Raw genomic sequence first — 13,825 nt, forward strand, 5'->3', positions numbered from 1 at the left:
AAAATATAACTTAGAGCACTCTAACTAAATGCTGATTATATAAATTAAGTATTTAAAAGGGATAATTGGAGAAATAATCGCATTTTGCTTGCTTTGAAGCATTTTCGTATGCATTTTTTTTCAAAAAATATAGCTCTTTTTTTATTTTCTAATCAATTAGATATTCTCAATATCGTTTGTCAATTTTTACCACAAGGGGTTGTGCAAGGGGAGTGAGATAGGTAACGTAAGATAATTATGAGCACAACATCTGAAGTACATCTCCAAGGTATAAATCAAGATACTTATAATGATAGGTCACATCATTTGAGTAAGGTATATACATTTTTAGGTATCACAATTATCGTATTGGCTTTACTGACGGCTTCTATTTCATTTATTATTCTTATTGGGTTTACCCCTGTTGTTCCTAGTAGAGTTGTGACATTGATCCTCATAGGAGTTAACAGTGTTTGGATTTTTGGATTAGTCGTCATCGTTTTTTACGAGATGATTCCCATTATGCATGCATGGCGTTCGAGGCGTGCTGCTTCGCGTCTTCATGTGCGTCTTATTTCCTTATTTGCGCTTGTTGCGACATTACCTGCTGTTGCTGTAGCTCTTGTATCAGGGCCTGCTCTTAATTTAGGGCTTGATCGATGGTTTGATACGACAACTCGGCAAATTGTAGGATCTTCTATCGATTTGGCGAATGCTTATGCAGATGAAATGCTGCAAAATTTGAAAAATTTATCCTACGCTATGGCATTTGCACTAGATAACAAATCGCTCCTTCTGCACAATTTAGCTGAGTATCGGTTGCAGTTAACACGTCATGCTGCAGGTCGCAATATCCGTGGTGCATTTTTATTGAGCGCTGGAGGAACCATTTTTGCATCAAGTGATCTTGGTGATGAGGATAAATTGCCTATTCCACCGTCTAATCTTATCATACGAGCGACAAATACGAGGCCTTTTTCTTTTCAGCCAGGAATTCACGATTATTTTGGCATTATTTTGAAGTTTACCAATATCCCAAATACATTTTTGTATTTAGTGCGTGATGTTGATAAAACTGTTTTATCTGCTTTGCGTTTGACTGAAGTAAATACAGAGCGTTATCGTGATTTAAACGAAAATCGTCTTCCAACGCAAATTGCATTTGGTATACTTTATTTATGCCTTTTTTTAAGTTTGCTTTTATCAGCTATCTGGGCAGGTATTGCTGTTGCTGATCGTTTAGTGCGTCCTATTCGGCTTCTTATTGGTGCAGCTGATGATGTAGCTTCTGGGAATATGGAAGTCTTTGTACCAGTGCGTGCAAAGGATGGTGATATTGGGCAATTATCAAAAACTTTCAATTACATGGTCAGTGAGCTTAAAAGCCGACGTAATGAGCTCATTGCAGTTCGTGATCAAATTGATGAGCGACGGCGTTTTTCTGAAGCTGTTTTATCTGGTGTAACAGCAGGTGTCGCTGGAATCGATGATAACGGTGATATTACAATTATTAATCGATCTATTGAAACAATGTTTTCTATTGATTCTCAACAAGTTATCGGACATAGTCTTTTATCGCTGAGCGCTGAAATTTGGCAGGTCTTTGAACTTGTTCGTGCATCAAGTCGTAAAAATCATCGTGAGCAAGTAACTTTAAGCGTCGCAGGACAAGAGCGCGTTTGTAACGTGCAAATTACAATGGAAGAAGAGGATGGGCAGGGGAAATCTTGGGTCTTGACGATTGATGATATTACGGATCTCGTAGAAGCACAACGTTCGTCAGCATGGGCAGATGTTGCACGTCGTATTGCACACGAGATGAAAAATCCACTAACACCTATTCAATTATCAGCTGAACGTATTCGTAGACGCTACGATAAAATGGTTGCACAGGATCGAGAAGTTTTTGATCGGTGTATAGATACGATTGTTCGACAAGTTGGGGATATTGGGCGTATGGTTGATGAATTTTCTTCTTTCGCACGTATGCCTGAACCACAAATGCATACTTCAGATATACGTGGGTTATTGCGTGAGGCATGTTTTTTGATAGAAGTTGTTCGATATGATATCCATTTTGAGAAAGATTTAGGAAGTATACCGCTTATAGGTGAATTTGATAATCGTCTTATTGTTCAGGCTTTCAGTAATGTTATAAAAAATGCAAGTGAAGCCATTGATTCAGTAATACGAGCAGAGGGTGTTTGTGGTCATATTTTAGTACGTTCTTATCGCCAAGAGGAGAATTTGGTTGTAGATATTATTGATAACGGTAAGGGGCTTCCAAAAGAGCAAAGACAAAAATTATTAGAGCCATATATAACAACGCGGAAAAAAGGCACAGGGCTTGGGTTAGCTATTGTGCGCAAAATTATTGAAGATCATGGTGGTTACATGGAATTATATGATGCACCGAGCAGTTTTTATGGAGGTTGTGGTGCGATGATTCGTATGGTGTTTCCAGCAGACAAAGTAGACTTATGTTAACCATAAATCGTATGATAAGGGACTGAAATGGTATCAGATATCTTAATTGTTGATGATGAAGTAGATATTCGTGAACTTGTTGCTGGTATTTTGAATGATGAAGGTTATGAAACACGTGTTGCATGTAATTCTGATGAAGCATTAGCAGAAATTAATGGGCGTATTCCAAAGTTAATTTTTTTGGATATTTGGTTACAAGGGAGCCGTGTTGATGGTTTAGCGCTACTTGATAAAATAAAAATTCGATATCCAGCTCTTCCAGTGGTTATGATTTCTGGTCATGGTAATATTGAAATGGCTGTCTCTGCTATAAAACGAGGTGCGTATGATTTCATTGAAAAACCTTTTAAAGCTGATCGATTAGTATTGGTTGCCGAACGAGCTCTTGAGAATTCAAAATTAAAACGTGAGCTTTTTGAATTACGAAAGCGATCAAATGAAGCACCAGCATTTCTTGGAACATCAACAGCTATGAAACATTTGCGCCAGGTTATAGAAAAGGTGGCGCCGACTAATAGTCGTGTTATGATTACTGGTCCTTCAGGTGCAGGAAAAGAAATGGCAGCACGCGCTATTCATGCACTTTCAACGCGTTACAATGGGCCATTCGTTACAATAAATGCTGCGATGATTACTCCAGAAAGAATGGAAATAGAATTATTTGGCAATGAAATGGAGAGTGGGGAACGTAAAGTTGGTGCGTTAGAGGAAGCTCATGGTGGAACATTATATCTTGACGAAATTGCCGATATGCCACGTGGAACTCAAAGTAAGATTCTTCAAGTTTTAACGAGTCAGACGTTCGAGAGGGTTGGCGGTACAAAGCGCGTTAAAGTAGATGTTCGTGTAATTTCTTCAACGGTGCAAAATCTTGAAAATTTAATTTCTGATGGGCGATTTAGAGAGGATCTATTTCATCGTCTTTCCGTTGTGCCCATTTCTGTTCCACCGCTTTCTGCACGCCGTGAAGATATTCCTGAACTTGTTCATTATTTTGTTAAAACTATATCGCGGCAGATTGGTATCAAGCCACGTGATATCAGTGATGATGCTATAGCTGTTTTGCAATCACATACTTGGCCAGGCAATGTACGGCAGTTACGTAATAACATTGAACGTCTTCTTATTCTTGCACGTGATGATGATAGACCAATAACACCGGAATTGCTTCCTGTTGAAGTGAATGATTCTTTTCCGCATATGCAAATGGAAACAGATGAGAGTATAATGGATTTACCGTTACGTGAAGCACGTGAGTTATTTGAAAAAAGATATTTAACAGCTCAGATTGGGCGTTTAGGTGGCAATATATCACGTACTGCTGAGTTTATAGGTATGGAACGTTCAGCTCTACACCGTAAGCTTAAAGCGCTTGGAGTTTCATAGACTATGCGTGTTATTATTTGCGGAGCAGGGCAAGTCGGTTATGGTATAGCAGAGCGTCTTTCTTTTGAGAATCATGATGTTACTGTTATTGATACTGAAACGAAGCTGGTTGAAAAAATTCGTGATACGTTGGATGTTAGAAGCTTCGTTGGTCATGGTACACATCCTGAAGTTCTTTTAGCTGCGGGTGCCGATCAAGCTGATATGTTAATTGCAGTAACTTTATTTGATGAAGTCAATATGGTCGCCTGCCAAGTAGCGCATTCATTATTCAATGTGCCCACTAAAATAGCACGTATTCGTTCACAATCATATTTGAAACCATGTTATAAAACCCTTTTTGCAAGGGAAAATATTCCTGTTGATGTAGTTATTTCGCCGGAAATTGAAGTTGGGGAAATGGTTCTGCGTCGTATCGCGCTACCGGGAGCGATAGATGTCCTTTATTTTTGTGATGATGAAATTGTTGTGTTAGCTTTGAAATGTATGGAAGATTGTCCGATCATTAATACGCCCTTGCGTCAGTTAACGGAGCTTTTTCCTGATCTTCAGACAACGGTTGCTGCTATTAAGCGTGGTTCAGAATTATTGGTAGTGCATTCAGAGACACAATTGCGTGTTGGTGATATTACGTATCTTGTTGCAGCTCGCGATCAGGTGCGTCGTGCTCTTGGACTGTTTGGCTATAAAGAACAGGAAGCACATCGCATAATTATTGCAGGGGGTGGTCACATTGGTCTTTATGTTGCGCAAGCTATTGAAAAGCGCCTACATAAATTAAAATTGAAAATTATAGAGGCGCATAGAGAAAGAGCGCTGACAATTGCTGATCAACTTGAAAAAACAACAGTTTTACATGGTAATGTGTTAGATCCACTCATTCTTCAAGAAGCTGGGATTGATCAGGCTGATTTAATGATTACATTGACTAATCAAGATCAGGTTAATCTCTTAAGTGCTATTATAGCGAAGAGATTAGGATGCAAATCGAATATGGTATTAATTAATAATGTTGCTTATCAAGAGTTTAGTCGTGCAGTTGGTGTGGATACGCATCTCAATCCTCGTAGTGTTACGGTGTCAAGAATTTTGCAACAAATGCGCCGCGGGCGGATTCGTGCTGTTCATTCGGTTTTTAATGGTGCTGCAGAAATTATTGAAGCAGAGGCAATGCAAACGTCCTCATTGATTGGTAAAACATTATCAGAGCTCAATTTATCAGAAGGCTTACGGATTGGTGCGATTTATCGTAATAAGACAATAATCCAGCTTTCATCAGATACACGAATTTTACCTGGTGATCGGATAGTGATTTTTGCTCTTGCTGATTGTGTTCGTGATGTTGAGCAATTTTTCCGAGTAAGTTTGGAATATTTTTAATATTATTGATATTTGCACTTTTGGGTATGGTAAACAATTAAGGTTAGTTGATAGGCTTTGCCTAGCATCAATGGTTAAAACTGGTCAACGCGTTAAGCTTTTCAGCTATGAAAGAGTACAAAATGTACCTGTTGGTGTTGAGTTACAGAAGCTGAATCAATTTTGCTCCGTTCAATATTTTATCGACTTGATCCCAATTTTTTTGATCATCAACATAATCATACAATTGTTCAGTTTTCAGATATTTTCTCCGTTATGTTAATGAAATATAAACAAGGTGTTTGGTTAGATACAGATGTTTATCTTGTTCAACAGTTTTATCCAGAAGTAGGTGAAAATTGGTTAGCTAGAGAAAATGCTTTAAGAGTTGGGGTTTCTGCACACTGTATTTACCGCCTGATAGTCCGATTATAAAAACATTTGAAGATTATTTGGCGGGGACAGAAATTGTTCCTAATTGGTTGGGTTTTAAACGCCGTATTTGGAGACCATTTTGGTTAAAGACGAAGAGGAATAACCATTTTACCAAGAATGGTTGGAGTTACGATATTTGGTAATGATGGTATTTCGCGATTAGCTAAACAATATAATTTTTTCTATGAAGCAAAAGAAAAAGAAACATTTTATTATTGGACAGGATGAAAAGCTGAACGGATTTTTGATCCAGTTTTTGGTATTAAAATGTTAGAATATCCACGCTTTATAGGTTTTCATATTCACAGAAAAGCTAAGACAACTCAAAGACCTCAAGAAGGGAGCTTTTATCATTGGGCAGTGTCACGTACCCTGATGCGCAGGATTGGTTTGAGTAAGTTTATTGTTGTTATTTTTACATTACTAAAATTTTAATCTACTTGAAACATAATTGATTGTAGCTTGCGTAAGAGAGTATTATTAGCCTATGAGTAATGTGATTAATGCGTAAAGTAACATTTTTATATTGGTGGAAATAAAAAACATGAGTGATCTGGTAAAAACAGCTTTAAGTTTAGTTCCTATGGTTGTCGAGCAGACTAATCGTGGAGAAAGAGCCTATGATATTTTTTCCCGTCTCTTAAAAGAACGGATCATTTTCATTAATGGTCCTGTTGAAGATAGTATGGCGATGCTTGTGTGTGCACAGTTACTTTTTTTGGAAGCAGAAAATCCTAAAAAAGAAATTAGCCTTTATATCAATTCGCCCGGTGGTGTAGTAACATCTGGTATGGCGATTTATGATACTATGCAGTTTATTCGTCCTCCTATTTCTACACTATGTATGGGGCAAGCTGCATCTATGGGATCACTACTTTTAACAGCGGGAGCAAAGGGGCATCGTTTTTCATTGCCGAATGCACGTATCATGGTACATCAACCATCTGGTGGTTTCCAGGGTCAAGCTTCTGATATTGAACGGCATGCACAAGATATTATAAGGATGAAACGGCATTTGAATGAAATTTATGTCCAACATACAGGGCAGGATTACGAAATTATTGAAAACACGCTTGATCGTGATCATTTTATGACAGCAGAAGAAGCAAAGATGTTTGGTTTGATTGACGATGTTATACAATATCGTGCAGAAACTAAAAAAGAAGAGAAAGATTAGGGAATTTTTTACAGAAAATAGCATTTATTAAACATGTAAGGGTTGCCTTTAAAATAACTATTTTTAAATATAAAACCCTACAAAGATAGTAAATATTTAAAGATGTTGTAGCATTCTTAATTTTTTATAGTCTTTATATCTGTGGTTATGAAAAACTTCTTTAATAGAGACGAGCTGTTTTGTGTGTTGGAGTGAAAGGAAAGTAAAATGAGCAAAGTTAGCAATAGTGGGAGCGAACCAAAAAATACTCTCTATTGCTCATTCTGCGGCAAAAGTCAGCATGAAGTGCGTAAGCTCATTGCAGGACCTACTGTATTTATCTGTGATGAATGCGTAGAGCTATGTATGGATATTATTCGTGAAGAAAATAAGTCTTCAGGTATTAAGACGCGTGATGGTGTTCCTACACCACAAGAAATTATAGAGGTTCTTGATGATTATGTTATTGGGCAGCGATATGCAAAGCGCGTTCTTTCTGTTGCTGTTCATAATCACTATAAGCGTCTTGCACATCAGTCTAAAAATAACGCTATTGAGTTAGCAAAATCAAATATTCTTCTTGTTGGGCCAACAGGATGTGGCAAAACTTATTTAGCACAAACATTGGCACGCATCATTGATGTACCTTTTACTATGGCAGATGCCACGACTCTGACTGAAGCGGGCTATGTGGGTGAAGATGTTGAAAATATTATTTTGAAACTTCTTCAATCCGCTGATTATAATGTTGAACGTGCACAGCGTGGTATTGTGTATATTGATGAAGTTGATAAAATCTCTCGTAAAGCTGATAATCCATCGATTACAAGGGACGTTTCGGGTGAGGGGGTTCAGCAGGCGTTGCTAAAAATTATGGAAGGGACGATAGCCTCTGTTCCTCCGCAAGGTGGGCGTAAGCATCCACAGCAAGAATTTCTTCAAGTTGATACAACAAATATTTTGTTCATTTGTGGGGGCGCTTTTGCTGGCTTGGAACGTATTATTTCGGGGCGTGGTGAAAAAACTTCAATTGGTTTTTCTGCTACTATTAAAGCGCCAGATGAGCGTCGCGTTGGTGAAATTTTTCACGATTTAGAGCCTGAAGACCTTGTGAAGTTTGGTTTAATACCAGAATTTATTGGTCGTCTTCCCATTATAGCTACCTTGGAAGATTTAGATATTGATGCACTTGTTCGAATTTTGTCACAGCCAAAAAATGCTTTAGTTAAGCAGTATCAACATCTTTTTGAGATGGAAAATGTCGAATTAACATTTCATGAAGATGCTTTACGCGCTATTGCTAATAAGGCGATTGAGCGTAAAACGGGTGCTCGTGGTTTACGTTCGATTATGGAGAAGATTCTTCTTGATACTATGTTTGAATTACCAGCTCTTGAAGGTGTTCAAAAGGTGGTGATTTCAAGTGATGTTGTTGAAGGAAAGGCGCGCCCTCTTTATATTTATTCAGAGCGTGTAGAGGATAAAGAAAACGTATCTGCGTGATGTAAGGTTATTGTATAAACGATAATGGACGCTATTTGGGATATATATCTCTGGGCATTATGATGTGATTCTTGATTTATTTATCTATCGTTACCATCTTCATTTATTATAGGTGGCTAGTTTTTCTAGAGATAGTTTGTAGAGTGGGGGGATCGTCGGTTCCAGGAAGGTAAGATATGCAGTATATTAATGAAGAGACTAAGGTGATGGAGGAGCTTTATGCTGTTTTACCGCTCCGTGACATTGTTGTATTTCCACATATGATTGTTCCGCTTTTTGTTGGCAGAGAAAAGTCAATTCATGCTCTTGAAAAAATAATAACAGAAGATAAGCCAATATTATTGGCTACGCAAAAAAATGCTGCTGATGATGATCCAAAAGCAGAAGATATTTATGATATTGGTACGGTTGCTAATATTCTTCAGCTTTTAAAGCTTCCTGATGGAACTGTGAAAGTTTTGGTTGAAGGTACAGCGCGTGCAAAAATTAGCCAATTCATCACTAATGAAGATTATTATCAAGCTTATGCAGCTATTACAGAGGAATTTGAGGAAGATGAAGTTGAGATTGAAGCTCTTTCTCGATCGGTGATGGTTTATTTTGAAAATTATGTAAAACTTAATAAGAAAATTTCTCCTGAAGTTGTAAGTGCGGTTAGCCAGGTTTATGATCCTTCTAAGCTCGCTGATACTATTGCTTCCCATTTAGTCATTAAGCTTTCGGACAAGCAGGAAATTTTGGCTTTGCTGCCTATACGTGATCGTCTTGAGCGCGTGCTTTCCTTTATGGAAGGAGAAATTTCCGTTTTACAGGTTGAAAAGCGTATTCGTTCACATGTTAAACGGCAGATGGAAAAAACTCAACGAGAATATTATCTAAATGAGCAATTAAAGGCTATTCAGAGAGAGTTAGGAGCAAGTGACGATAGTCGCGATGAGCTATCTGAGTTAGAAGAACGCATTAACAGAACAAAACTTTCAAAGGAGGCACGTGCAAAGGCTAGTGCAGAGCTTAGAAAATTACGTAATATGTCTCCTATGTCTGCAGAGGCAACAGTTGTACGTAATTATCTTGATTGGCTTTTAGCTGTACCTTGGGGAAAAAAATCAAAAATTAAGAATGATTTGGATTTTTCTGAAAAAGTCATGGACAATGAACATTTTGGCCTTGAGAAAATTAAAGAACGAATCATTGAATATTTAGCAGTACAAAGCCGATCATCGAAAATAAAAGGTCCTATTATTTGTCTCTTAGGTCCTCCAGGTGTTGGAAAAACATCACTTGCACGTTCTATAGCAAAGGCGACAGGTCGTGAGTATGTTCGCATTTCATTAGGAGGGGTCCGGGATGAATCGGAGATTCGTGGACATCGTCGGACTTATATTGGTTCTATGCCTGGAAAAATTATTCAATCCATGAGAAAATCTAAGAAAACCAATCCTCTTTTCTTGCTTGATGAAATTGATAAAATGGGTCAGGATTTTCGTGGAGATCCTTCATCAGCTTTGCTGGAAGTGCTTGATCCTGAACAAAATGGTACATTCATTGATCACTATTTGGAAGTAGAGTATGATCTTTCTGATGTGATGTTTGTTGCAACTGCGAATACACTTAACATTCCAGGGCCATTAATGGATCGAATGGAAATTATTCGTATTGCAGGTTATACTGGATGTGAAAAGATGGAGATTGCTAAACGGCATCTTTTACCAAAAGTATTAAAGGATCATTCTCTATCTAAAAAAGAGTTCAGTGTTTCTGATGATGCAGTAAGGTCGATTATTCAATTCTACACACGTGAAGCTGGGGTCCGTAATCTTGAGCGTGAGGTAATGAAATTAGCTCGCAAATCAGTTACGAAAATTCTTAAAAATAATCAGAAATCTATAGCAATTACAGAAGATAATATTGACGATTTTCTAGGGGTAAAGCGTTATCGCTTTGGCCAAGTTGAAGGGGAAAATCAGATTGGTGTTGTTACTGGGCTTGCATGGACTGAAGTTGGTGGAGAATTGTTGACCATTGAGGGAGTTATGATGCCTGGTAAAGGCAAAATGACTGTGACTGGAAATTTACGTGATATCATGAAAGAATCAATTTCTGCGGCGGCATCTTATGTACGTTTTCGTGCTGTTGATTTTGGCATTAAACCAACGCTGTTTGAAGAGCGCGATATTCATGTTCATGTTCCAGAGGGAGCAACACCAAAAGATGGTCCATCAGCTGGTATTGCAATGGTGATAGCAATTGTTTCAGTCCTAACGGAAATAGCTGTTCATAAAGATATTGCAATGACTGGTGAAATTACTTTGCGTGGACGTGTTTTACCGATTGGTGGATTGAAAGAAAAATTGCTTGCAGCTCTTCGGGGAGGAATTAAAAAAGTGCTCATTCCTGAAGAAAATGCAAAGAATTTGGTTGATATTCCTGATGATGTCAAAAACAATATAGAAATTGTTCCTGTGAGTCATGTCAGTGAAGTGCTTAAGCATGCGTTAGTTTGCTTTCCTGAAGCTATTGAATGGACAGATCCTTCTAAAAAAGTGTCTACAACTGTTAGAACAGGGAGCGATGATGAAAGCATACCGGTTGCACATTGATTCATTTTTTGAATTTAGCGTTGTATTTTTCAAAGCAATGAAAAGCCATTTTAGGGGGAAAGGATTCTATTTTTTTGAAAAAAAATAAAAAAAACGTAAATAACTGTGGTTATTGCTAAAAAACAATATACTAGGACAAAATAATTCTTCAGTTTACTATAGTTTTCAATAAACTTGCTCATAATCGGTTAAGTTATATCCGGTGATACAGGAAAGGAAATATTCAATGAATAAAAGTGAATTGGTTAACTCCATTGCTGCAAAAGCAGGTGTCTCAAAAGCACAAGCTGGTTCTGTTTTAGATGCCTTTATTGCTTCTGTAACAGAAGCTTTAGGAGAAGGGGGTGATGTGCGTCTTCCAGGTTTTGGTTCTTTTGAAGTTTCTCGGCGTGCTGCTACAAAGGGACGTAACCCTTCGACAGGTGCAGAAATTAATATTCCAGCGCGTTCTGTCCCTAAGTTTTCTGCAGGAAAAAATCTTAAAGAAGCTGTTAATAAACGGTAATTTGAATTTCGTTTTAAAAACCCGGTTTATTTAGTAAGCGGGTTTTTTTTGAAGAGAGCTTTTTAGTCTTTTTCAAAGATAGATGTTTTATAAAGATTTGTTAGCAGGGGGGATGCGTGGCGTTTATCCTTTCGGATAAGATATGCCAGCTTATGAGCACTGATTTCGGGTGTAAATAGTAGCTCTTAGATTTTCGATTAATATACTGATTGATCTATATAGCTGAATTTACCATGATAACTGGGGTATTTGCGCTACCTAGAGTGTTGTTGATTATCGCTGATTATTTTAGAAAATGTTATTAGCGATTTTTTTCAAGGGGAAGAAAGATATAATTCTAGTCTATTTTATGATGAACTTTCATTAGAGTAAGAAACTTAAAATATTTTTTCTCTTAAACTATTCAACAAATGTTAAACTGGAGGTGGTATTTATTGATATAGATAGCCAAAAATAATTAATCTACCAGGTATAGATCATTAATACAACAGGCTATTAAAAATAGAGGGAAATTTTTTAGACGTTAAAGCCCACTGGTTGGAGTGTTAATATTTCTCCAGGCATTCTTTTCCAAAACTGGAAAGAGCGATAGGTTTTTTTGTGCTGTACTGATTAAAAGTTCTTAAACAGATCAAAGGTGAATCAATAGGTGTTTCATTAAGATCAAGTACAAAAATTTATTTTAAAGTTATTTTAATCCATTTAACCACTGTGTGCAGTCATTTAAGGCTCGTTCAACGATAGCTTGCCTCTTCGCTAATTTTTTTTCTTTGTATTGCATAGTTTTTCTTTGATGATTTGTAGAATCAATAGGTGGAAAAAGACCAAAATTGATATTCATTGGTTGGAAGGAGTGTTTCTCTGTTTCTTGAGTTACAATATACCCGCTGGTAATGTGATTTAAAAGGGCTCCGAATGCTGTGGTTTTTGGTGGCAAAGATGGATAAGTATTATTATATTCAGCAGCAGCGAAGCGTCCAGCAAGAAGTCCTATTGCAGATGATTCTACATAACCTTCGCAACCTGTAATTTGTCCAGCAAAACGCAATTGAGGTTTCTTCTTTAAACGAAGAGTTTCATCTAGAATGGTTGGTGAATCGAGGTAGGTATTGCGGTGAAGACCACCAAGACGTGCAAATTCTGCTTTTTCAAGACCAGGGATTGTTCTAAAGATACGAACTTGTTCACTATATTTCAGTTTTGTTTGAAAGCCAACCATATTATAGAGAGTGCCAAGCATATTATCTTGCCGCAATTGTACAATGGCATAGGCTTTAACTTTAGGGGTATGAGTATTAGTTAATCCCATAGGTTTCATGGGACCATGCCTTAAGGTTTCAACACCACGTTCGGCCATAACTTCGATTGGTAAGCATCCATCAAAATAAGGTACATTTTCAAATTCACGAAATTCTATTTTTTCTCCGTCTTTTAATGCTTGAATAAATGCTTCATATTGTTCTTTATCGAGAGGGCAGTTAATATAATCTTTTCCAGTTCCTCCAGGACCAATTTTGTCATAACGAGATTGATACCAACAAATATTCATATTAATGCTATCGGTATAAATGATGGGTGCAATGGCATCAAAAAAAGAAAGAGCTTCTGTTCCTGTTACTGCTTGTATTGCATAAGCAAGTGCAGGTGAAGTGAGAGGACCGGTTGCAATAATAACATTGTGCCAGTTTTCAGGGATATCATGGATTTCTTCACGTTTTATGGTTATAAGAGGATGATTTTCAAGTGATTCTGTAACGGTTTGAGAAAATCCATCACGATCAACAGCAAGTGCGCTTCCAGCTGGCACTTTATTGGCATCTGCGGCTTTCATAATTAGGGATTTAGCTAATCGCATTTCAGCATGTAAAAGTCCTACAGCATTTGTCAATGAATCATCCGAACGGAATGAATTTGAACAGACGAGTTCTGCAAGTTTATCGGTTTTGTGAGCTTCAGATAGTCTTTGTGGCCGCATTTCGTGCAAAATAACGGGGATTCCTAATTGAGCAATTTGCCAACTTGCTTCACTTCCTGCTAAACCACCGCCGATGATATGGATTGGGAGATTTAATTTATTTAACATGATTTAACTTTAGCAAAAGCAATGTTGTCTGAAAAGCATAGATTTTTTATCTATAAATTTGTGAAAACAACATTTGTTAGAGTATTAAAATATATTTTCTAGCTTTTTTTCTTTAATTGGTTGAAATTGAATGGTATAGAGACACCGCTTGTATGAGATTATTGGTTTACAGGTTTAAGCGGGTGTGGCGAAATTGGTAGACGCATCAGATTTAGGTTCTGGCGGGAGACCGTGGGGGTTCGAGTCCCTCCACCCGCACCAAGGCGATTGCTTTGAATGCTACGGATTTCTGAATATTTTGAAAATCCATTTCATGTAAACTGGACATTCAA

At 37.5% G+C, this 13,825-nt stretch carries 8 protein-coding genes, 1 tRNA gene and 1 pseudogene; 9 read left to right on the forward strand and 1 reads right to left on the reverse strand.

Annotated elements, in window-relative coordinates; translation table 11 throughout:
* Window positions 1-237: 237 nt before the first annotated feature.
* From BARBAKC583_RS02605 to BARBAKC583_RS02645, 8 genes and pseudogenes are all read left to right on the forward strand, one after another.
* Window positions 238-2,466, forward strand: a complete 2,229-nt coding sequence (locus BARBAKC583_RS02605; RefSeq protein WP_005766680.1) for a sensor histidine kinase NtrY-like — start codon at window positions 238-240, stop codon at window positions 2,464-2,466.
* 27 nt (window positions 2,467-2,493) lie between these two features.
* Window positions 2,494-3,852, forward strand: coding sequence for a nitrogen assimilation response regulator NtrX (gene ntrX / locus BARBAKC583_RS02610; protein ID WP_005766681.1), 1,359 nt, complete (start codon window positions 2,494-2,496; stop codon window positions 3,850-3,852).
* Window positions 3,853-3,855: 3 nt separating this feature from the next.
* Entirely contained in the window at window positions 3,856-5,232 is a 1,377-nt protein-coding gene (trkA, locus tag BARBAKC583_RS02620; protein ID WP_005766683.1) for a Trk system potassium transporter TrkA, read from the forward strand.
* 4 nt (window positions 5,233-5,236) lie between these two features.
* A pseudogene (locus BARBAKC583_RS02625) lies at window positions 5,237-6,044 on the forward strand (hypothetical protein).
* Between the two features lie 146 nt (window positions 6,045-6,190).
* On the forward strand, window positions 6,191-6,823 hold the full coding sequence (clpP, locus tag BARBAKC583_RS02630; RefSeq protein WP_005766685.1) for an ATP-dependent Clp endopeptidase proteolytic subunit ClpP: 633 nt from the start codon (window positions 6,191-6,193) through the stop codon (window positions 6,821-6,823).
* Between the two features lie 207 nt (window positions 6,824-7,030).
* On the forward strand, window positions 7,031-8,305 hold the full coding sequence (gene clpX / locus BARBAKC583_RS02635) for an ATP-dependent Clp protease ATP-binding subunit ClpX (RefSeq protein ID WP_005766687.1): 1,275 nt from the start codon (window positions 7,031-7,033) through the stop codon (window positions 8,303-8,305).
* Window positions 8,306-8,481: 176 nt separating this feature from the next.
* A complete protein-coding gene (gene lon / locus BARBAKC583_RS02640) occupies window positions 8,482-10,905 on the forward strand; it encodes an endopeptidase La (RefSeq protein WP_005766689.1) in 2,424 nt (807 codons plus the stop codon).
* 202 nt (window positions 10,906-11,107) lie between these two features.
* Window positions 11,108-11,410 carry an HU family DNA-binding protein gene (locus BARBAKC583_RS02645; RefSeq protein ID WP_172952859.1) on the forward strand — a complete coding sequence of 101 codons (303 nt, stop codon included), beginning with the start codon at window positions 11,108-11,110 and terminating at the stop codon, window positions 11,408-11,410.
* A gap of 688 nt (window positions 11,411-12,098) precedes the next feature.
* On the opposite strand, the gene trmFO is transcribed toward BARBAKC583_RS02645, so the two are convergent.
* Window positions 12,099-13,493, reverse strand: coding sequence for a methylenetetrahydrofolate--tRNA-(uracil(54)-C(5))-methyltransferase (FADH(2)-oxidizing) TrmFO (gene trmFO / locus BARBAKC583_RS02650; protein WP_005766693.1), 1,395 nt, complete (start codon window positions 13,491-13,493; stop codon window positions 12,099-12,101).
* 178 nt (window positions 13,494-13,671) lie between these two features.
* Here trmFO and BARBAKC583_RS02655 point away from each other — a divergent pair.
* Window positions 13,672-13,754: transfer RNA gene (locus BARBAKC583_RS02655), tRNA-Leu, on the forward strand.
* The last annotated feature ends 71 nt before the right edge of the window (window positions 13,755-13,825 follow it).

It is taken from the genome of Bartonella bacilliformis KC583, assembly GCF_000015445.1.
Lineage (GTDB): Bacteria > Pseudomonadota > Alphaproteobacteria > Rhizobiales > Rhizobiaceae > Bartonella > Bartonella bacilliformis.